Annotated in this window: 19 protein-coding genes; 10 read left to right on the top strand and 9 right to left on the bottom strand. The window is 41.3% G+C overall.

Annotated elements, in window-relative coordinates; translation table 11 throughout:
* The first annotated feature begins 12 nt into the window (after nucleotides 1–12).
* From OO007_RS10750 to pyk, 4 genes are all read left to right on the top strand, one after another.
* Nucleotides 13–1,509, top strand: a complete 1,497-nt coding sequence (locus OO007_RS10750; RefSeq protein ID WP_131907617.1) for a sugar ABC transporter ATP-binding protein — start codon at nucleotides 13–15, stop codon at nucleotides 1,507–1,509.
* An 89-nt stretch (nucleotides 1,510–1,598) separates the two neighbouring features.
* Entirely contained in the window at nucleotides 1,599–2,537 is a 939-nt protein-coding gene (locus tag OO007_RS10755) for an ABC transporter permease (RefSeq protein ID WP_207907161.1), read from the top strand.
* 154 nt (nucleotides 2,538–2,691) lie between these two features.
* Complete coding sequence (locus OO007_RS10760; protein ID WP_325808795.1) at nucleotides 2,692–3,627, top strand: substrate-binding domain-containing protein; 936 nt, start codon at nucleotides 2,692–2,694, stop codon at nucleotides 3,625–3,627.
* Nucleotides 3,628–4,081: 454 nt separating this feature from the next.
* Nucleotides 4,082–5,533: a pyruvate kinase gene (gene pyk / locus OO007_RS10765; protein ID WP_325808796.1), complete on the top strand. Its 1,452-nt coding sequence runs from the start codon at nucleotides 4,082–4,084 to the stop codon at nucleotides 5,531–5,533.
* A gap of 130 nt (nucleotides 5,534–5,663) precedes the next feature.
* Here pyk and OO007_RS10770 read toward each other — a convergent pair whose 3' ends face one another.
* From OO007_RS10770 to OO007_RS10780, 3 genes are all read right to left on the bottom strand, one after another.
* Nucleotides 5,664–7,163 (bottom strand): tripartite tricarboxylate transporter permease, encoded by a 1,500-nt coding sequence (locus OO007_RS10770; protein WP_325808797.1) that lies wholly within the window; start codon nucleotides 7,161–7,163, stop codon nucleotides 5,664–5,666.
* Between the two features lie 10 nt (nucleotides 7,164–7,173).
* Nucleotides 7,174–7,671, bottom strand: a complete 498-nt coding sequence (locus tag OO007_RS10775; protein ID WP_325808798.1) for a tripartite tricarboxylate transporter TctB family protein — start codon at nucleotides 7,669–7,671, stop codon at nucleotides 7,174–7,176.
* 92 nt (nucleotides 7,672–7,763) lie between these two features.
* The gene (locus OO007_RS10780; RefSeq protein ID WP_131907622.1) at nucleotides 7,764–8,750 is read right to left on the bottom strand and encodes a Bug family tripartite tricarboxylate transporter substrate binding protein; all 987 of its coding nucleotides are present in this window, start codon (nucleotides 8,748–8,750) and stop codon (nucleotides 7,764–7,766) included.
* 204 nt (nucleotides 8,751–8,954) lie between these two features.
* Between OO007_RS10780 and OO007_RS10785 the strand changes: the two genes are divergently transcribed.
* On the top strand, nucleotides 8,955–9,719 hold the full coding sequence (locus tag OO007_RS10785; protein WP_325808799.1) for an SDR family oxidoreductase: 765 nt from the start codon (nucleotides 8,955–8,957) through the stop codon (nucleotides 9,717–9,719).
* Nucleotides 9,720–9,763: 44 nt separating this feature from the next.
* Here the strand turns inward: OO007_RS10785 and OO007_RS10790 are convergent, their stop codons facing one another.
* The 5 genes from OO007_RS10790 to OO007_RS10810 all read right to left on the bottom strand — a co-directional run bounded on the left by OO007_RS10790 (nucleotide 9,764) and on the right by OO007_RS10810 (nucleotide 15,057).
* The gene (locus OO007_RS10790; RefSeq protein ID WP_325808800.1) at nucleotides 9,764–10,675 is read right to left on the bottom strand and encodes a DMT family transporter; all 912 of its coding nucleotides are present in this window, start codon (nucleotides 10,673–10,675) and stop codon (nucleotides 9,764–9,766) included.
* On the bottom strand, nucleotides 10,675–11,637 hold the full coding sequence (locus OO007_RS10795) for an NAD(P)-dependent oxidoreductase (protein ID WP_325808931.1): 963 nt from the start codon (nucleotides 11,635–11,637) through the stop codon (nucleotides 10,675–10,677). Before OO007_RS10795 ends, OO007_RS10790 begins: the two co-directional genes overlap by 1 nt.
* A gap of 495 nt (nucleotides 11,638–12,132) precedes the next feature.
* Nucleotides 12,133–13,443 (bottom strand): TRAP transporter large permease, encoded by a 1,311-nt coding sequence (locus tag OO007_RS10800; protein ID WP_131907626.1) that lies wholly within the window; start codon nucleotides 13,441–13,443, stop codon nucleotides 12,133–12,135.
* Entirely contained in the window at nucleotides 13,440–13,934 is a 495-nt protein-coding gene (locus OO007_RS10805) for a TRAP transporter small permease (RefSeq protein WP_131907627.1), read from the bottom strand. The genes OO007_RS10800 and OO007_RS10805 overlap by 4 nt, the downstream gene beginning before the upstream one ends.
* 124 nt (nucleotides 13,935–14,058) lie before the next feature.
* Nucleotides 14,059–15,057, bottom strand: coding sequence for a TRAP transporter substrate-binding protein (locus tag OO007_RS10810; protein ID WP_325808801.1), 999 nt, complete (start codon nucleotides 15,055–15,057; stop codon nucleotides 14,059–14,061).
* 382 nt (nucleotides 15,058–15,439) lie between these two features.
* Between OO007_RS10810 and OO007_RS10815 the strand changes: the two genes are divergently transcribed.
* From OO007_RS10815 to uxuA, 3 genes are read left to right on the top strand one after another with little or no spacing between them, the layout of a single operon-like run.
* Nucleotides 15,440–16,168 carry a FadR/GntR family transcriptional regulator gene (locus tag OO007_RS10815; protein WP_325808802.1) on the top strand — a complete coding sequence of 243 codons (729 nt, stop codon included), beginning with the start codon at nucleotides 15,440–15,442 and terminating at the stop codon, nucleotides 16,166–16,168.
* A 48-nt stretch (nucleotides 16,169–16,216) separates the two neighbouring features.
* The gene (locus OO007_RS10820; protein ID WP_325808803.1) at nucleotides 16,217–17,131 is read left to right on the top strand and encodes a sugar kinase; all 915 of its coding nucleotides are present in this window, start codon (nucleotides 16,217–16,219) and stop codon (nucleotides 17,129–17,131) included.
* Between the two features lie 59 nt (nucleotides 17,132–17,190).
* Entirely contained in the window at nucleotides 17,191–18,360 is a 1,170-nt protein-coding gene (uxuA, locus tag OO007_RS10825) for a mannonate dehydratase (RefSeq protein WP_325808804.1), read from the top strand.
* A gap of 42 nt (nucleotides 18,361–18,402) precedes the next feature.
* Here the strand turns inward: uxuA and OO007_RS10830 are convergent, their stop codons facing one another.
* Nucleotides 18,403–19,305 (bottom strand): SMP-30/gluconolactonase/LRE family protein, encoded by a 903-nt coding sequence (locus OO007_RS10830; RefSeq protein WP_325808805.1) that lies wholly within the window; start codon nucleotides 19,303–19,305, stop codon nucleotides 18,403–18,405.
* Nucleotides 19,306–19,654: 349 nt separating this feature from the next.
* Here OO007_RS10830 and OO007_RS10835 point away from each other — a divergent pair, with 349 nt between their 5' ends.
* The gene (locus tag OO007_RS10835; RefSeq protein WP_131907632.1) at nucleotides 19,655–20,401 is read left to right on the top strand and encodes an SDR family NAD(P)-dependent oxidoreductase; all 747 of its coding nucleotides are present in this window, start codon (nucleotides 19,655–19,657) and stop codon (nucleotides 20,399–20,401) included.
* A gap of 179 nt (nucleotides 20,402–20,580) precedes the next feature.
* A complete protein-coding gene (locus tag OO007_RS10840) occupies nucleotides 20,581–21,222 on the top strand; it encodes a bifunctional 4-hydroxy-2-oxoglutarate aldolase/2-dehydro-3-deoxy-phosphogluconate aldolase (RefSeq protein ID WP_325808806.1) in 642 nt (213 codons plus the stop codon).
* The last annotated feature ends 212 nt before the right edge of the window (nucleotides 21,223–21,434 follow it).

A 21,434-nucleotide genomic window follows, 5' to 3' on the forward strand; every position in this document is an offset into this window, starting at 1 on the left:
GGTCGCTACTTTATGAGCTCTCCCGTTCTTCAATTAAGCAATATAGTTAAGGAGTTTTCGGGCGTCCGTGTTTTGCACGAAATTACCTTAGATGTTCTTCCTGGCGAAGTACTCGGAATATTGGGTGAAAATGGCGCCGGTAAGTCGACGTTATTAAAAATCATTAGCGGCATTTACACAAAAACCAGCGGAACTGTTTCCGTCAATGGAAAAGTAGTAAACCTGAAAACGCCTGTTGATGCTAAAAAGCTTGGCATCGCAATGATCCCGCAAGAGTTTAACTTAATTAGTTCACTAAACGTTTTTGAGAATATATTTCTTGGTAGCGAAATAAAGTCAGGTCTTTTCCTCAACAAAAAAACCATGCGGGAACAAACCCATGAGCTTTTAAAAGAACTGAAAACAGACCTTGATCCAAATGCATTAATAGAAGATTTAACCGTTGCGCAAAAACAAATGGTTGAAATTGCCAAAGCATTAGTGAGCAATGCAAACATCCTGATTATGGATGAGCCAACAACAGTGCTCACCGAACACGAAGTACGTATTTTATTTGAGTTAGTTGAAAGACTCAAAGCCCGCGGTGTAACAATATTATTTATCTCTCACAAATTAAAAGAAGTTAAACAGCTCTGCGACCGTTTGGCAATTTTACGCGATGGTCACTTAATCAGCCTGGATGAAGTCACCGGCCTAAATGAAAAAGACATGGCACGTAAAATGGTTGGCCGAGAACTCAACCAGATTTATCCTGAAAAATCTGCCCCGCAGGAAGAAACTGTACTGAAGGTAAGCAACTTATCCATTGATGGCGTATTAAAGAACATCAATTTTGAGTTAAAAAAAGGCGAAGTTCTGGGGTTTTCTGGTTTAGTTGGCGCAGGTCGCACGGAAACTGCTGAAGCCATTATGGGTCTACGTCATAAAGACTCAGGAGCACTTGAAGTCAATGGCAAAAGGGTCGAGGTAAACAGCCCTGTTGAAGCAGTAAACCTCAGATTGGCGTACCTGTCGGAAGACCGACAAGGTAAGGGCCTAATTCTTAATTTTGACATACCCAAAAACATCACTCTGATTTCTTTGAAAGCCTATGTAAAGGGCTTAATAAACAAATCTTTAGAACGCAAGAAAGTGAAGGAATTCGTTTCACTATTTGACATCAAAGCGGCTTCACTAGACACAAAACTCATCAATTTGAGTGGTGGCAACCAGCAAAAAGTATACCTATCTAAATGGATGGACACATACCCTGAAATTCTGATTCTCGATGAGCCAACTCGCGGCATTGATGTAAACACGAAAAAGGATATCTACCATTTCATAAGACAGCTAATCGATGATGGCTTATCCGTTATTTTTATTTCATCCGAGTTAGAGGAAATTATTGGCTTATCTAATCGCGTGATTGTGATGCGCTCTGGTGAAATTATGGGCGAGCTCACCGGGGAAGATATCAACGAAGAAGAAATTATGTATCACGCCGCTGGTTTGACAAGGCAAACTGCTTAAAACATTGAATAAATATTTACTCAGGAACAACAAATGATCAGCAAAAAATCAATAAGACATACGAATCAAATAAATAGAGTGACTCTAAAATGAGTAAGATTGATTGGTCAAAATACGCACCTTTGATTGCCCTAATTGTGCTCGTTGCAATTTCAGCTATGGCTAGTGAGCACTTTTTAGCAGCACGAAACATCTCCAATGTCTTAAGACAGGTATCTTATACAGGCATTATCGCTTTAGGCATGACTTTTGTGATTATCGCTGGCGGTATAGATTTATCAGTCGGTTCAATGCTGGCGTTAGTCGGCGTGCTAACTGTGATGATTCTCAATGCTGTGGGTGAAGGCTGGTTTGCCGTGGTGTTAGCCATCGGTGCGGCGATTGCATTGGGTGCTTTATTTGGTTTAATTAATGGCGCCATAGTTACCAAAGGCCGAGTCGCAGCCTTTATTGCCACACTTGCAACCATGTCGATTTTCCGATCATTGACGTTATATATCAGCGATGCTGGCGAGATTGTTTCTACTAATCAAAAGTATCCAGATGTCGGTGGAGGCTACTTTCTTTCGGTACCAAACCCAGTCTGGGTGTTTTTATCACTCGCTATAATTTTCCACATATTACTCAACCACACCGCTTTTGGACGTCATGTTTGCGCAATTGGTTCTAATGCGACCGTTTCTGCTTATTCTGCGATTAAAGTTAAAACAATCTATTTAATCACCTTTGTAATTACTGGCGCTACCGTAGGTATTTCTGCCGTGATGCTGTCATCCCGACTTAATTCTGTAAGCCCCGGCGACGCTGGTTTATTTTACGAATTAGACGTTATTGCAGCGGTCGTTATTGGCGGTACATCTCTAGCAGGTGGCAAGGGAACAATCTGGGGAACGGTGATTGGTGTCATCATTTTAGGAATCATAAACAACATGCTGAATTTGTTAGGTGTATCAGCATATCTACAAGGCACGGTAAAAGGTCTTGTGATTTTAGTCGCAGTGTTAGCACAGTACAAACAAACCCGCTAGCCAACACTGTCACATGAAAACTTGAGTAGGAAGTGGTGTGGCATTCAACACATCAAATAATACTTAAGTGAAAAGTAGTCATTGTTTTAAATAAACAATTTTGTGTTAACACTATAGGAGAGTAGAAATGAAAGGTGTTTTAAAAGTAATAACAATGAGCATCATATTAATGATGGTGCCTTTAACTGGTATGGCAGCAGATAAATATAAAATCGGTGTCAGCGTTCCATCTGCTGATCACGGCTGGACAGCTGGTTTACTATGGTGGGCAAAAAAGGCGACTGATGAACTGGCGGCTAAAGACAGTCAACTTGAGTTTTTTGTAGTAGCAGCAAGCTCAGGTACTAAGCAGGTAGGTGATGTTGAAGATCTTATGATCAAAGGAATAAATGCACTAGTTATCTTGCCGCACAACCCTGCTACTTTACAAAAAGTAATCGAAGAAGCTTATGCTGAAGGTATTTATACGGTTGTGGTTGATCGTGAATTAGCAAACCCAGCTCAAGATGTCTTTATTGCTGGAGATAACCCGGGTTTAGGACGTGTTGGCGCAGAATGGTTAGCGAAAGAAATGGGCGACAAGGGCAATATAGTAGTATTAGAGGGAATGCAGATACCTATCAACAAGCAACGTGTGGATGCCTTTAACGAAGTAATTTCAAAGCATTCAGGGATTAATATCCTTGATTCACAACCTGCTGACTGGTCAACTCAAAAAGCCCTTTCAGTCATGGAAAACTTCTTACAAAAACACAAAAAGATAGATGCTGTTTGGTGTCAAGACGACGATATGCTTAAAGGTGTAATGCAAGCAATTAAAGAGTCTGGTCGCACTGACATAAAAACTGTATTAGGTGGAGCTGGTTCAAAAGACATCATTAAAATGGTTATAGATGGAGACCCGGTTGTCCGCGCAACAGTGACTTATAGCCCATCAATGATCGCATCAGGAATTGCACTTGCAGTAGCTGGCGTCAAAGACGAAACGCTTGGCAATCTTTACCATAAACCAACCCGACTTATTCTCGGCGCAGAGTTAGTGACCAAAGAAAACGCTAAAGATTACTACTACCCTGATTCGGCCTACTAGATCTTTTTGATGAAAAATAACAGGCACTTACTTCTTTAAGTGCCTGTTTAATAGCTTTACATCCACAACTTAAAACATTCAAATAATCATTAATTCACAGTAAAAAAGTGCCTCAAAGGTGGGGGGTGGCTTTACATGTCACCCCCCACCTTTGAGGCACTTTTTCATCTCATTTATTATCTGTTTTTTAAGCTAAGCACCTCAAGCAACATCCATTAATTTTAACTAGTTATATTTCATTCCCACCTTAAGTTTTATCTCTAATACCTTAACCATCTAAAAGAGACAAAACCAAACAAGAATAAGTAAATAAAAGACCATAAGTTTCTATTCAGAAATTCGATCTATAAATTCATTTAAGTTATTATTAGCCCCTTGGAACCGCAAAAAAACTCAGTAGCAATATCTCTACTGGGCTAGGCTGGTTAAATGAAATTTATAGGGAAAACAAGTCATGACTGAATCTCCATTTAAACTCGATCGTCGTACCAAGATTGTCGCCACTTTGGGACCATCTTCAAGCGATGAAGCCTCTATTAGAAGCTTATTAGATGCAGGGGTGAGTGTATTCAGACTGAATTTTAGTCATGGAACCCACGAAGAACAAAAAGCCAGACTAGACTGTATTCGCAAGTTAGAAAAAGAAGTGGGTCGCCCCGTAGGTATTTTGGCAGATCTTCAAGGCCCAAAATTAAGAATTGGCACGTTTTCAGAAGACAACGTCCACCTAGACGTTGGCCAAACCTTCACGCTTTATCTTGATGAACACAGAGGAGATAGTACAGGCGTCAAACTACCTCACCCTGAAGTCTTCGCAGCTCAAAAAGTAGGCGAAGAATTATTGGTTGATGATGGAAAAATTCGCTTGCGCATTACTGAACTCACTTCCAACAAAATGGTTACAGAAGTCATGGTTGGCGGAATAATCTCGGAACGTAAAGGAGTGAACGTCCCCGGCGTTTCTCTACCGATCAGCCCGCTGACGAAAAAGGACCGTATTGATCTTAAGTATGCATTAGAGATTGGGGTTGAATGGGTTGCTTTATCATTTGTTCAACGTGTCGAAGATCTGATTGAAGCCCGTGAGTTGATCGGTGGAAAAGCAGGTTTACTGGCGAAATTGGAAAAACCTTCTGTACTAGATGATCTAGAAAATATCGTTAAACACTCTGATGCCATAATGGTAGCAAGAGGAGATTTGGGCGTTGAGCTACCTCCAGAACGTGTTCCATCTATTCAAAAACGAATTGTCCAGGTTGCTAGATCTCAAGGTAAGCCAGTTATTGTTGCGACTCAAATGCTCGAGTCTATGATTCATCACCCTATTCCTACCCGAGCAGAAGCGTCGGATGTTGCCACAGCGATTTATGATGGTGTTGATGCTGTAATGTTATCTGCCGAGACCGCAGCCGGAAGCTACCCTGAAGAAGCCGTTTCAGTAATGGGACGAATTATCAGCGAAACTGAAAGCGATAAGAATTATCGTCAGATGTTACAAATATACCCACTTATTGGTGAAATCTCTGATGCGGATGCGATTGCAATTGCAGCATCTCAAATTGCCAAAGATAGAGAATGTGTTGCTGTAGTTACTTTTACCAGCACAGGCTCAACAGCCTTACGTGCTGCTCGTAATCGTGGTGTTGTTCCAATACTAGGATTAACACCTTCGGATCATGTCGCACGAAAGTTATCGCTGGTTTGGGGTGTGTATTCCATTCAAACCAAAGATGTTTCTTCCTTCTCTGAAATGGTTGGCAAGTCGGTACGTATGGCTATGAGAAAAGGCATAGCAAAATCGGGAGACAGAATAGTCGTTACAGCAGGCGTACCATTCGGAACACCAGGCTCTACCAACACGATTCGTTTAACCAAGGTTTCGGAAAATTACGAAAAAGAAGAATAATGTAGATTACGTCACTGAAACGTAAATTTTATATTAAAAGAGCCGAATATTATTCGGCTCTTTTTATGAGAAAAAGGAAAGAATGGAAAGTAAGTAAGGGAAAAAACGGCCCCTACTTCACATCAAATTTCTATTGAAGCTGCGGCTTAGCAAACTTTTTCCTAAGCATCTTGATTAGTGGAATTAACCAAATCAGGATAGTGAGTACACCCAGCGTTGCTGAAATCGGTCTAGAGAAAAACGCTAACAATTCGCCGTCTGCTTTTATCATCGATGATAAGAACATCTCTTCGAGCATTGCACCTAATACGATACCTAATATTGTTGGCGCAATCGGAAAACCATTCTCTTCCATAATGTAAGCTAAAACACCCATTGCTAACATGATAACAACTCCAAATACTGAATTTGTTATCGCAAAAGAACCGACTAAACAGAAAATCAAAATAGCGGGCATCAGCATCCGAGAAGGAATTTTAAGCAACTGCGATGAAAGCCTAATAGCGAGATAGCCTAAAGGTAAAAGCAATAGATTAGCCACAAAAAATGCGATGAAAACAGCATTCAGTAACTGTGGATTTTCCTGAAAAATCATAGGTCCAGGATTCATGCCCTTCATATAAAGCACACCTATCGCAATCGCAGTAACAGAATCACCCGGTATACCAAATACCAGTGCAGGAACCCAGGCACCTGCTAAACCTGCGTTGTTTGCCGAACCCGCATCAACCAAGCCTTCTACATGACCCGTTCCGTATTTTTCTTTCTCTTTCGATGTGCGTTTTGAAACACCATAAGAAACCCAGGCTGCAATGTCTGCACCTGCACCTGGTAGAACGCCAGTCACAGCTCCAATTGAGCTGCCTCTAAAAACATTAAATTTGTATTTAAATAAAACACCACCAACCCCTTTGAACAAATTGGTAAGCGATTGTACTGGCACTTTAGGGCGCGAATTATTTTTAGCTGCCACAAAACGAAGCACTTCTGAAATGGCAAACATACCAATCATGGCAGGAATAAAGCTCACTCCGGACAACATCTCTGTACTACCGAAAGTGAAACGAGGATGTCCAGAGATAAGATCAATACCAATAGTAGCAATGAACAAGCCAATCAATAAAGATACAAAGCCTTTTAACGTTGAACCACTAGAGACAACAACAGCGCTAGAGAGGCCCAAACAAGCTAACCAAAAATACTCATAAGAAGAAAATTTGAAAGCAAATTCGGCTAATGCAGAAGTCGCCATCATCAGTACTACTGCACCGATGAGACCACCTATAATAGAAGTGGTTAAACCAACTCCCAATGCTAACTGTGCCTTGCCTTTTCGGGTCATGGCGAATGCTTCATCGCAATAGGCGGCGGAGGCAGGTGTACCGGGAATACGGAGCAACGCGCCAGGAATATCGCCAGCAAAAATTGCTGTGGCAACAGTCGTTACAATGGCTGCAATCGCAGGCACTGGATCCATAAAGAAGGTTACAGGAATAAGAAGTGCGGTTGCCATGGTGGCAGTTAGACCCGGAATTGACCCAACAACTAATCCAAAAGCAGCGGCACCGACCATTACCATTAATACGTAAGGGTCAAAAATTAATGAGAGTCCACCAATAAACGCATCCATAAATAATTCTCTAAAAACCGAGTGGGCCGATAGGTAATGGCACTAAAAGCCATACACCAAATAATAATTTACTCACACCTGTCATAAACAGTGCGGCAATAAAAGAGGCGACAACACCATTTTGAAGTCGTAGAAACAATACAAGTAAAATCGAAAACGCTGTTATTACAAACCCTAATGTATCCACAAAGAAGATGTAAAACAGTATGCTTAAAATTACGACGAAAAAATTGATAACCGAACGAGGCTTTTCACGCCATCCAGCAATCGTTAGTAAGTTGGGTTCTTTGCTTATAGCTTCTTCTATTGGGCTAGAAACTGTACGTTGCTTATAACCACTAACAACAAGAAGGCAGCCACAAATAATTAAACCAACACCAATTAATACGGGAAAATCTGAGGCGCCGAAACGTTGTCCGTGCAAAGCAGGAAATGTTCGAGTGTAGATGATTTCTGCGATAGCAAAAACAATCAAGAAAATGCCAAATACTGCATCATTAAATTTCATTGAATGCTTGGCTCCTGAATATGGTGAGAATAATGAAAGTACCTCTATTACTGATTGTTATCTAGCAATAGAGGTACCTTTGAACAAAAAACTTACTTAGCAAGACCAACAGCTTTCATCACAACACCAAGTGACTCATCGCTTTTCTTCATCCAGCTTTTAAAATCATCGCCCGCTTTATATGTCATTCCAAAGCCACGACCATCCATAAACTTTTTGAAATCATCTGAATGCCAAACTTTGTTCATTGCTGCACTTAACACATCTGTTTCAGCTTTAGGTAAACCAGCTGGAGCAACAATACCGCGCCATGATGCCATTTCCCACTCAGGGCCACCCACTTCTTGCAAAGTAGGAACATCAGGGAAAGCAGCTAGACGCTCTGAAGACATAACACCGATTGCTTTAACTTTACCTGCAGATAACAAACCAGATGCTTCTACGATTGAACAAGTAACAACATCAACACCTTCTGCAACCAACTCTTGAAGACCACCTGCTGAACCTTTCGAAGGAACCCATGGTACTGCAGACTGCTCTAAACCAGACTTGTTTAGCATACCTGCCAGAGCAAGATGCCAAATACCACCTTGACCTGTACCTGATGCTTTATGCTTACCTGGACTAGCTTTAGCCGCATTAATTACTTCGCCTGCATCTTTCCACTCTGAATCAGCACGTACGATAACGCCAGCTGGGTCAGTATTGTAAAGTGCAATAGGCGTGTACTTTTCATACGTTAGATCGGTTAAACCAGCCCAATGCATCATGCCTGTTTCTACTGTTGCTACGCCGATGGTATATCCGTCAGGTTTTGCGTTTGCAATTGCAGAGTGACCTACGACTCCGCCTCCGCCTGTGCGGTTAACTACATTAACAGGCTTGCCTAATTCTTTTTGTAACAAACTACCAATAATACGACCTGTGGCATCAGTTCCACCACCCGCTCCCCAAGGAACGATTAACGTAATTGGACGCTCAGGATATTCTGCCATAGCAGGCGCAGTCACCGCCGCCAAAAGTGTTGTTGCAGCAACTATACCTGCTGTTGTGCGAATGATTTTTTTAAATGATTTCATAGTTATTCCTCCGTTAAACTTTCTCTTATAATTACAAACAATTTACAACTTATTTACAAATAATTACAATATACTATTTATAGCAGTTATACACTAATTATTCCTATTCATAAGCAACTAATAATTAATGGTTTAACGTTTTTCTATTAAAAATAAAAATGATACACAGGACTTAAGACTCTACAAACACGATAAGGACCCATCATGAAAAACGCATTTGATTTAAGCGGACAAACAGCCTTAGTCACTGGGTGCAAACGCGGCATTGGCAAAAGTATGGCTATAGCTTTGGCTGAAGCAGGTGCAGATATTATTGGTGTGAGTGCAAGTCTCGAAGCAGAAGGGAGCGATATCGAACGCGCAGTGACAGCATTAGGTAGAAAATTTTCATCCTATGCATGCGACTTCTCTGATCGTAATGCACTTAAATCGTTCGCCCATCAAATAAAAGTGGATGGTCATAAACCAGATATTTTAGTCAACAATGCGGGTACCATAAAAAGAGCGCCAGCTGCTGAGCATGAAGATGACTTATGGGATGAGGTCTTAGAAGTAAACCTAAGCGCGCAGTTTGTACTAAGCCGTGAGATTGGCCGAGACATGATCAAGCGAGGTAGTGGCAAGATCATTTTCACCGCTTCTTTACTGACTTTTCAGGGGGGCATCACTGTTCCTGGTTATGCAGCATCAAAGGGTGGAATCGGACAATTAACCAAAGCTCTGGCGAATGAATGGGCATCAAAAGGCATTAACGTAAATGCAATCGCTCCGGGTTATATCGCTACTGACAATACTCAGGCATTACAAGATAATCCTGAACGTTCCCAATCTATACTCGAACGTATTCCTGCAGGCCGCTGGGGAAAACCTGAAGATTTCGCAGGGCCTATTGTTTTCCTTGCTTCGTCAGCATCAGATTATGTGCATGGGACAATATTGACCGTTGACGGGGGCTGGATGGGGCGTTAACCCACAATTAAAGTTGGAGGCAAACGGGAACTAAACCTATCAACCTAAGTTGCCCCATCTTTTTTTGCTTTGATTTTTAAACGTCTTTCACGATACCAGATAATAAGTCCTGAAATAATGATAACGAGCGCACCCAGAATGGTAAATTCATCAGGCACCTCATCATAAAATATGAAGCCTAAAATGGTCATATAGATAATAAAACTATAAGAATAAGGCATCAAAACAGAAGCTTCTGCATGCTTATGCGCCCGGGTCAGTAGCTCGTGCCCAGCCCATGAAGCGAAACCCACCCATGTCATCAACATCAACGCTTTCAAGGTCACCGGTTGCCATAACCATACAGCAAAGGGCAGAAAGACAAGCGCACCGACCAAGCCGGTAAAAAACTGCAACACATGAGGACGAACTTTAGCGGCAAGCTTTCGAGTGATGATCGAATAGATAGCCATTGCTATTGCAGCAAACAGAACCAGAAAAGACGCCCAATGAAAGCTCTCATTGAAAGGAGAGACAATAATAACAACGCCAACAAATCCCATAAAAATAGCGAACCAACGCCAAGGCCCAACACGCTCACCTAAAATAGGTCCTGAGATCAAACTAACAAAAATAGGAACCGTAAACAGAATCGCTGAATACATACTCAAGGTTAAATACTTCAACGAGTAAAAAACACAGGCTGTAACACTAGCCAACATTGCGCCACGAATAACTAGCAGCCAAAAGTGATCTTTAATCTCGTTTTTATCAAAGCCTCGAAACGAAATTTCAGTGGCACCAATCGCCAATTGAAAACTATAGCGAATAAATGCCAACTGAAAAGCGGGATACCCTAATAACACCAACCACTTGGTTGTTCCATCCGTCAAAGAAAAGAACAAATAAGCAATCAGTATTAATAAAATACCGAAATTAACTCTATCCGGTATTTGCGGCGCTGAAACAACTTTCATTACTTTTTATCACTCGAATTAGCAAATGAGGACCGATAAAAATCGACCATCTTTGGCACCAGATCTTCTCCCTGACCATTATCTATCGCTGCTTGCAAAGCAGCCAAAGACGAAGGTGCAATTGCCGGAGTGACACCTGCATCTTCTGCCATTTTTTTATAATAACCGACATCTTTTGCCGCATTTTTTATAGAAAACTCTAAGACATCTGGATTTCCATCCACAGCATAGGCTTTGATGAAATCCATGATGCCAGAATTTGCAGGCCCAACTGACAATACATCATAGACTGTCTGCCGCGGAATTTTAGCGACATCAGATAAGGCAAATACTTCTGAGACCATATTTGCAGTAGTCATAGCGATAAAATTATTAAACAGCTTGATGGTGTGCCCTGCGCCAGACCCACCTAAATAGAAGACGTTTTCTCCCACTTCCTGCAACACTGGTTTAACACGTTTAAAAGCATCTTCATTGCCCGCAGTCATGATATTCAGCAAACCCTGTTTAGCATGAGCAGGGGTGCGCCCTAGTGGCGCATCCAGATAGTCCCCGCCAGCTGCTGCAACCTCTGCGGCTAACGTTCGAGTACTCTCAGGCAAAGAGGTACCAAAATCTATGACGATAGCGCCTGATTTTAATCCGCCGATAACACCATCATCCCCTTGCATCCGACTTTCGACTTGTTCACTGGTTCCCATACACAGCATCACCACATCAGAGTTTTCTGCTACTTCACGCGCACTGAATACTTCAGTTGCACCACGAGATACTGCAGCATCAACATTGGTACGCGAGTGATTTGCCATGACAACGAGCGCATAACCTTTTTCCTGAAATCGCTCTACCATGGCTGATCCCATCAAGCCTAAGCCGATAAATCCTATTTTTGGTTTTGTCATATTATTTACCTCTATTTGCCTTTGTAAAATAATTTGCGTTTCATGATAGTTTTTTATGATGAACGTTTAATAGTGAATGTTTTATGAAAAATTCATAACTTATCTATAGATAAGGTTTAAATGCCACCCCCCTACTTTCAAGCATTTTTTTTACTTAGCCAACAAACACCATGACTCACAAGCAACCAAATTCATTAATAATTCGGCTCGAACTTATTAGGGTCTAACTCATTTGAATAACCCAGCTACAACAAGGTACATGCAATAACACTAGTGCAACAACCTAGGCGCAATAGAGTTGATTCTAACAATGATAGTGCACGTGTGAATTAATCTGTAAAACTATTATCTGAATAACAATAAAAATTTAGAATTAAGCGAGAGGGTCGCTTAATCCCTTTTCATATAACTTTATTATCAAACCGCTCGAACTGCATACACAAATATTGAATCTGTGTTTAAGAAATAATCCAAATACACCCCCCTACTTATAGGGCGTTTTTTTAAATATGTATCTGGATCATTTTCACTTAACTTACTTCAATGGTTACACGGCTATTTAACTGAGCCGGGCATCAGTTGATTCGGCAACCACAGTGCTATCTCTGGAAATAAGATGATCAACAATAAGATAAGCAACATAGGAATTAGAATAATAACCACTTCCTTAAGGACCTTCACAACATTCATCCCACCAATGGAGGCGGAGATCAGCAGACAGAGTCCATAAGGCGGAGTCACCAAACCGAATGCAAGCGAGATGATACCGATAATTGCAAAGACAATCGGCGATATATCGGCCTGAAGAGCAACAGGCAAAAGAACAGTACCGAGAATGATAATAGTTGGAATGGCATCGATAAACAAACCAAAGAACAAAAATAGGAATGCAATAACCAAGGATGTGCCGATTGTCCCAAGTTCCATATTTGTCATCACAGAAATAATAAGACGTGGCACATTATAATAAGCGAGCAACCAACCGAAAACGGATGCCGTACCTATCGCAAATAAAGAAATAGATGCGAAACGTCCAGTATCATAAAGGATTGTGCCTACTTCACGTGGGGTAACCGTTCTGTATACCACCATGCCTAAAAATAGAGAGTAGAAGGCTGCGATAATGGCACTTTCGGTCGGTGTAACGATACCTGCAACGATTCCATAAATAACAAAGACCGGCGTCAACATGGCTAACGCAGCGCCTTTAAACGCTTTGAAGGCTGTACCAAAAGTCGGCTTCATCGCGATAGGGTAATTGTAAACTTTGGCGTAGCCATAAACCGTCGCCATCAAAGCAAAACCGATCATTAATCCTGGAATAGCACCTGCCAAAAACAGAGCGCCAACAGAAACCTGCATCACGCCACCCCAAACAATCATCAGAATACTAGGTGGAATGATTACACCCATCACCGATGAACAGGCAGTAATCGCAATCGCAAAACGGGTGTCGTAACCCTCTTTGATCATTGAAGGAATGAGGATTTTTCCGCAACCCGCAGCATCGGCTGTTGATGAGCCAGATATACCTGCGAACAACATGGAAACCGCCACATTCACGTGCCCCAAACCACCGGGCATCCACCCTGTTAACACTCTGGCCAAATCGATTAATTTGTCGGTGATTTTCCCCGAATTCATTAAGTTAGCGGCGAGTAAAAAGAAGGGAACAGCCAAAAGAATAAATGAATTATACGACTGAAACATACGGTCGATAATAATGAATGGAGTCAGCCTGATATCAAGCAGCACCACCGGAATGGTTGCGATACCTAAAGCAAAGGCAACGGGTACGCGAAGAATCACCAATAATAAAAAACTGCCAACTAATAAGGCACATGCTACTCCTGTAGTAAGAATCATAATACTGCCCTTTTGTTAGCTTTGTATTGTTGAAAGGCTTCAACAAAACGGAATAAAGAAAAAATGCCCCAGAATAGTCCTGCGAGTGGGACTGTAATGTGTGTAACCATGAGATTTGCATTCATCATTACAGAATGCTGAATGCCGCCGAATTTTGCATATTCAATCCCATACCAGGCAAACAGAAAACCAAAACCGCCAACCAGCAATAGAACAATGGATTTTTGTATTAACAATATCAGAGGATTAGGGCTATCTGGCAACACCTGAACGTCGAAATGTGTACCTTCCCATACGGCCAATACCGAACCGATCATGACCACCCAGACAAAGATAAAAGTGGCCAGCTCTTCAGTCCAAAGAAAAACAGGGATAATACCGGTGTAACGAGCAATTACCTGCATTGCCACAGGAATCACAAGTGACCCTACCAATACCGCTAAAATGATTCTTAGTCCGGTACAGAAAGCTTCTAAACTGCGTTTGATCATGATTGACCCTCAAAGGGCAGATGAGAATGAAAAATAGAAGCATCTCTAAGGTCGATAAAACCTCAGAGATGTTCTAACTGATGTATCTAAAATTACTTATTACTAATTTTTTAATAACGGTCAATTACTTAGTTGCGCGAATTGCACCTAGTAATTCAGTTGCATTGATACCCGCTGCAAATTTATCCTGCACGGGCTTAACCATGTCTAGAAGCTTCTCACGACCTTCAAACTCAGATACTTTGATCTGACCAGCATCAACCATTTCTTTGAGCTTGATACCATCTTCACGTGACTCTAGCTCACGACCATATGCACCCGCTTCTTTACCTGCTTTCTTGATTGCAGCTTGTAGTTTCTCTGGAAGTTTACGGAAGCTCTTACCGCTAAATACGATAGGACGTACAGTAATTGTATGAGAGGTTAAAGTAACGTTTGGCGCAACTTCGTAAAACTTTAAGTTCTGGATACTGGCGGCTTCGTTCTCAAAACCGTTAATAACACCTGTTTGAATTGCATTGTAAACTTCGTTATAAGCGATGGCAGAAGGTGCGGCACCGATAGCATCAAAAATCTGAGCCTGTATTGGAGCACCCATCACGCGCATCTTATGGCCTTCCAACTCCTTCATATTCATAATTGGCTTGTTTGACAATAGGTTACGTGTTCCACCGCCAGCATAACCAACAATAACGATATCTGCTTTTTCAGATAACTCTTTCTCAAGAGGAGCAAGAATGTCGCTAGATAAAACAGTATTCCAGTGATCTAAGTCACGAAACAAAAAAGGCATATCCATTAACGGAATAGATGGTGCAAATCTTGCCATATTGGAAGGCGCTAGAATGGTGTAGTCAATTGCAACACCTTGATTTAGGAAAGTGACATAATCCTTTTCTACACCCAACTCACCATTCAAACGTAAGTCAAACTTCACATCTCCGTCGTAATACTCATTAACCAGATCAGCAAACTTAACCATAGTTTTAGTGAAGGTATGCTTGTCATCGAACATACTCGCGCCACGTAAAGTCTCTGCAGAAACAGATGTAACGAAGGTTGAAAGTACTACGCCGACTAGTGCTGTTTTAAGAATTGTTTTTACTTGTTTTTTAAAAATCATAATTTCTCCTTGGATAATTTGGACTAAATCAACAGTTAAAAATACTCAACGCCATTGATGTCTCAGCGTAACTATAGTAAGAATTTGTAAAATGTAAATAAATAATTTGTAATTAATTGTAAACAGTTGTGTTTGCAAATTATCACGACTAAATATTTTTAACGCGACAAAAACATAAGCTAATGATATTAATGATAAAAATCTACTTTTTATCGCATTTTCAATACAATATACATATAGCATTAAGTTCTAAGAGGCACGATGAAACGCAATTGAAACCTGTATTTAGAACCAATAAATCCCTAATTTACACACTTTTATTTACAAATATTTTACAAATAACTATACTCTTTGCTTTACAACCTCATTTAAAGGCGAAAGTATGAGTGAGCAATCATTAACTTTTAAAGACAGTTCTTTGTCTGATAGTGTATATGAAGAATTAATACAGCTGATCGTACAAGGTGAGTTTGGGATTGGGAAAAAGCTTCCCACTGAACATGTCCTTAGCGAAAGATTAAACGTTTCTCGCCCTATACTCAGACGAGCACTCAAGCAACTGCGTAATGACGATGTTATCGTTTCACGTCAGGGCTCGGGATCGTTTGTTAAACGACGCCCAGAATTAGCCGTTCTTGATTTTGCCCCCATCGGTTCTATCGCTGATATTCAACGAACATTTGAATTTAGAGCTGCAGTAGAAGGAGAAGCTGCATATCACTGCGCGATCCGAAGAACGGAAGAAGAACTTTTGCAAATTCAAACAGCAATACAAATGCTTGACGACTGCATAAAGAATAATGAATTAGGTTCGGATGCGGACGTAGTCTTTCACGAAGCCATTTGTAGAGCTTCCCACAACCACTACTTCACTGCTGCACGTAACTCAATGAAACCCAATATTTTAACCGGAATAAATTTAACCCGGAATTTGTCGCTACTAAAACCAAAAACGCGATTAGAGCTAGTGCAACAAGAGCATTATCATATTGTTGATGCTATCGAGCGCAAGGATGGACCAGCTGCTCGCGAAGCCATGCGAGCGCATATAGACAATGCTCGCATGCGAGTATTCGAAGGAAACCCATCTAACAAAAGTGTATTAGACTGAAATTAATGCGCAATAATTAATACACAACAATTTAAGAGATTGCTTTATATGAAGTCACTACTAGGTATCGGCGAATGCATGCTGGAACTATCATCAGTCCAAGATAACCTCTGGCAACAAAAATTTGCCGGAGACGTATTCAATACGCTTTGGTATGCGAAAGCACTCGCATCAGAAGACATTTCCATTCGTTTTTTTACTGCGATTGGGGATGATCACAGCTCGGAAGAAATGATTACATTCATTAAAGGCTCCGGAGTTTTATGCGACAACATCCCTAGAATTAAAAATGGTGTTCCGGGCTTATATCGTATACATCTGGATGGTGCAGAACGATCGTTTAGTTACTGGCGCGACACTTCAGCGGCAAAGCAGATGATGAAGCAAGCTGAACTACTTTGGGCACAAGCAGCCGATGCAGACATCGTATATTTATCAGGGATTACTATGGCTATCTTGCCAGATGAAGACGCTGAAACGCTCATCGCTGGTTTACGTTCTGCGCTTAAACCTGATGCAATTATTGCCTTCGACCCCAATATTCGTCCTCGTTTATGGGCAAGCGAAGAAAGGATGAAAGATATCATTACAAGAACGGCTGCTATTTCGGATCTTATCCTTCCGAGTTTTGAAGACGAACAAGTCACCTTTGGTGATAAAACCCCAATGGAAACAGCTGAACGCTATCGAGCGCTTGGCGTTAAACAGATCGTTGTTAAGAATGCAGAAAGTGAAACCTTATTTGTCGAAGGCGAGAAAGTTGAATACTTTCCTGTAAAAGAAATCGAAGGTGTTACGGATACCACCGCCGCCGGTGACTCTTTTAATGGTGCTTATTTTGCTGAATATATGCGTTCAGGTGATATTGCAAAATCCATTTCACTCGCGCAAAAATGCGCCGGTACTGTCATCTGTGAAAAGGGTGCTTTGATTCCCTTTGAGACTGTTCAGGCTAACGTTTAAATTACACTCTACATTACTATTTATAAGACTCTCTACACAACTTAAGACAAGGCAAAAACATGAAACGAACATGGCGTTGGTTTGGTAAAAATGACCCTATCTCTCTTGAAAATATTAAACAAGCGGGCACTCAGGGTATTGTCAGTGCGCTTCATGATTATCCCGCGGGGAAAACGTGGCTTAAAGAAGATATTCTAGAACACAAACAACAAATTGAATCAGCAGGTTTAACCTGGGATGTCTGTGAATCGATCTGGATGAGCGACGAGATAAAACTCAAAGGTGCTTCAGCAACAGAAGAAGTAACTGCCTGGAAAGAAACGCTCAAAAACCTCGGTGAAGCAGGTGTGAAAACGGTCTGTTACAACTTTATGCCAGTAGTTGATTGGACTCGTACTGACCTGGAGCATTCGCTTACCGGCAAAGGCATTGCGTTACGCTTTGATATGATCGATTTCGTCGCATACGATGTTTTTGTGTTAAAACGCCCTAATGCTGATCAGGACTATGAAGAATCAACTGTATCCCTAGCGAAACAAAGACTCGCCGAAAAGTCTGTCGAAGAAATAGCACAACTGGAAAAGAATATCATTGCAGGTTTACCGGGTGGTGCAGAAAGTCATGGTGGCGGTGAATTCTCAAAACGCATCGCGAAATTTGACAGCTTAAGTGACAACGATATGCGTGATAATTTAGTCTCGTTTCTTGAAGCTGTTATTCCAACTGCCGAAAAATATGGAATAACATTGGCGATTCACCCCGATGACCCACCGTTTCCACTGTTTGGTTTACCACGAATTGTCTCTACAGAAAATGATCTGGATTACCTATTCGAGACAGTGCCAAGCCCTGCGAACGGACTTACGTTTTGTGTTGGCTCCTTTGGTTCTCGACCCGACAATGACTTGGTTAAAATGGCGGGCAAATACGCAGACCGCATTCATTTCACCCATCTTAGAAATGTGATTCGTAACAAGGATGGTTCGTTCTATGAGGCAGAACATTTAGAAGGTGATCTGGACATGATCGCTATTATCAGAGCTTTGCTAACTGCCGAGTCGCATGAGTCCAGAACGTCTGAAATATTTATGCGACCTGATCACGGCCATTTACTGGAATTTGAAAAAGATTCTAAAGTTAATCCTGGGTATTCCTATTTAGGCCGCCTAAAAGGCATGTCGGAACTTCGTGGCGTTATGCAAACCGTAGAGCATTTTACTGCCGCATAAATCCTAATTCAGATCACTGAAAAATAGTGTCTGGTTTTTCGTTCAGCTTGCTGAGAAATTCATTCTTGGTAATTCTATACCTGTAACACCTGGCACTTTTAACGCAAATAAACCACCAGCATTGGGCTGGTGCGTACCTTCCGTAATATCCTCACCCAGCGATGTGACAAACAATGTATCCATATTTGAGCCACCAAAAGCAATACGAGTCGGCTTTTCAACAGGGAATTCAATCTTCATATCGACTTCCCCCTCAGGTGTGATACGCACCAATTCCCAGCCACTAATTCCCGCCATCCAGTAGCACCCATCTGCATCAATAGCCGCCCCATCCGGTCTTCCATCTAATTCTTTGGTATCAAGAAAAATTCGCTTGTTAGACCAAACACCATCATCCAAATCATAATCGTATGCCCAGATAGTCTGAACAGCAGCAAACGAATCTGAAACATAAGCAGTATCTCCATTTGGTGAAAATGCCATGCCATTGATAATATGAAAGCCACTCATTACGGCATTCACTTCAAGCTCGCTACTTAATGAATACATGGTGCCGGATGGGTCATTGACGTGATCACCATTGGTGCGCATTGTTCCTGCATAAAAGCGCCCTTTTAAATCAACACTACCATCATTAAATCGTTGATTAATGGACGAAACATCTGGACCACTCAATAGCATTTTATGCTCAGTTTCGGGGAAAAACTCATAGAACCCGGAAGTCAGGGCTAACACCAGAGAGGCTCGATCTGTTAGTGCAAAACAACCTAAGGCTTCACCCATATCCCAGCTTTTATTTGTATTATCAGAGGGATCAAAACAATGAAGAACACCTGCGGAGATATCAACCCAATATAAAACGTGTTGCTGCGAACACCAGATAGCACCTTCGCCAATCTGAGCCTTTGCATCTAAAACACAATCAATCGGCAATGACATCTTCATAGGTCTCGTCTCTTAATATCTGAAAAATAAGTCAACGTTATAAATTACTGCTCACAAACCTTTCTTCAAAGTTAATTTAGTCGACAAATCTTTTATACCGCCTTTTTATAAAGCTGTCACTATTTTGTAATTAATTTGTAAATGTTGTTGTAAATATTTGCATTATACTCAAACCGCACTAGAATATAATGATCAACAAAATTGAAAATAATAAGTCAATACAATCGGTGCAGTTGCTTGCTTCAAAAGAAGGACCTGAATCAAAACACTATAACTAGCTTTATCAAATATAAATCCCGAGCTTAGTTAATTTAAATAGTCATACGAACAAGACGAATAGGAGTCAGAAATGAATATGAAAGGAAAAACAGCAATCGTAACAGGCGGTGGACGTGACATCGGACGCGCATGTGTGATGCGTTTAGCAGAAGCCGGAGCAAATGTAGTAATCAACTACCACAGTAGTAGCGAAGGCGCTGACTCTGCCGTATCAGAAATTGAAGCTGCAGGCGGAAAAGCAATTGCCATGCAGGGCGACATGACAAATCAGGCAGATGTTGACGCACTGGTTGCTAAAACCGTTGAAACATTCGGCAGCATTGATTCATTAATCCACGTAACAGGTGGTTTAGTAGCTCGTAAGACAACTGAAGAATCAACACTTGAACATTGGAACACGGTAATGTCTTTGAACTTAACGTCTTTATTCATGACCGTTAAAGCGTGTACTCCTCACATGGGTGAAGGCAGTTCAATCGTTACATTTGCTTCTCAAGCAGGCCGTGATGGTGGAGGCCCTGGTGCTACAGCTTATGCTGCATCTAAAGGCGCAGTAATGACTTACACACGTGGCCTGGCAAAAGAATTAGGACCAAAAATTCGCGTAAATTCATTATGCCCGGGCATGATCGATACTGACTTCCACAACATCTTTACCAAAGATGAAGTACGCCAACACGTTGCTAATATCACACCATTAAAACGTGAAGGTACTTCTGAAGAAGTCGCCAACCTAACGGTATTTTTAGCCTCAGATGAAGCGTCTTTCATGACTGGAAATAACGTTGATATCAATGGCGGCATTTCTTTCTCTTAATACCAGAAAAGATCAAATTGAGGGGGCGTGATTAATACAATCACACCCCCCTACTTTGAGGCACTTTTTTTCGCTTTTACAAATCCATACCCTTCGACCCATTACTTGCCAAGTGATTGTTAAATGAGTCGTTAAATTAAAATCAATAGAAGCATTCATTCAGCAAAAGGCAGAACCTAATGAGCAATAACGTATTATCACCACAAGAGATAATGACTCTCTCTCCTATCATTCCTGTGATAGAAATTGAAGATGTCTCGCAATCAATTGATTTGGCAAATGCCTTGATAGCAGGTGGAATAAATGTGTTAGAAATTACGCTAAGAACACCCGCAGCAATGGACGCAATAAGCCTGCTCGCGAAGGAAGTTCCCTCAGCAGTGGTCGGCGCAGGGACGGTTTTAAACCCTGATGATTTAGCAAAAGTCCGGGATGCTGGCGCGTCATTCGCTATTAGCCCAGGCTGTACTGACTCATTATTACAAAGTGCAAAAGACATTAACTTCCCACTTATACCGGGCGTTTCAACAGGCTCAGAAATAATGAATGGACTTGATTTAGGTTACACTCACTTCAAACTATTCCCAGCGACTAGCGTTGGTGGAATACCTTTATTGAAATCATTTTCTGGCCCATTCCAACAAGCAAAGTTCTGCCCTACTGGCGGAATAAATGAAAACAATTATCTGGATTTTCTAGCATTAGAAAATGTATTGTGTGCAGGAGGCAGCTGGGTTGCGCCTACGAAATTAGTCAAATCTGGCGACTTTAATAAAATCACTGAAATAACTGCATCGGCATTAGCAAAATTCAAAAACTAGAAAGTCCCCCCCTACTTTCATGGGCTTTTTTTCAGAATCAAACTGATGAAACTTTAGCTTTAGATATCCCAAATACTTTTCCATCGGTAATGTTCAGCAATTTACCGGTGGATATTTTATGTACCTTGTGACTCCACAAATACACGCTTGTCATCATTCCTTAACAATTTGTTAATATAAGTGAAACATTCCATACCTATTATCGCCGAGGA

This window comes from Cocleimonas sp. KMM 6892 (assembly GCF_035798195.1).
In the GTDB taxonomy this organism is placed as follows: Bacteria; Pseudomonadota; Gammaproteobacteria; order Thiotrichales; family Thiotrichaceae; genus Cocleimonas; species Cocleimonas flava.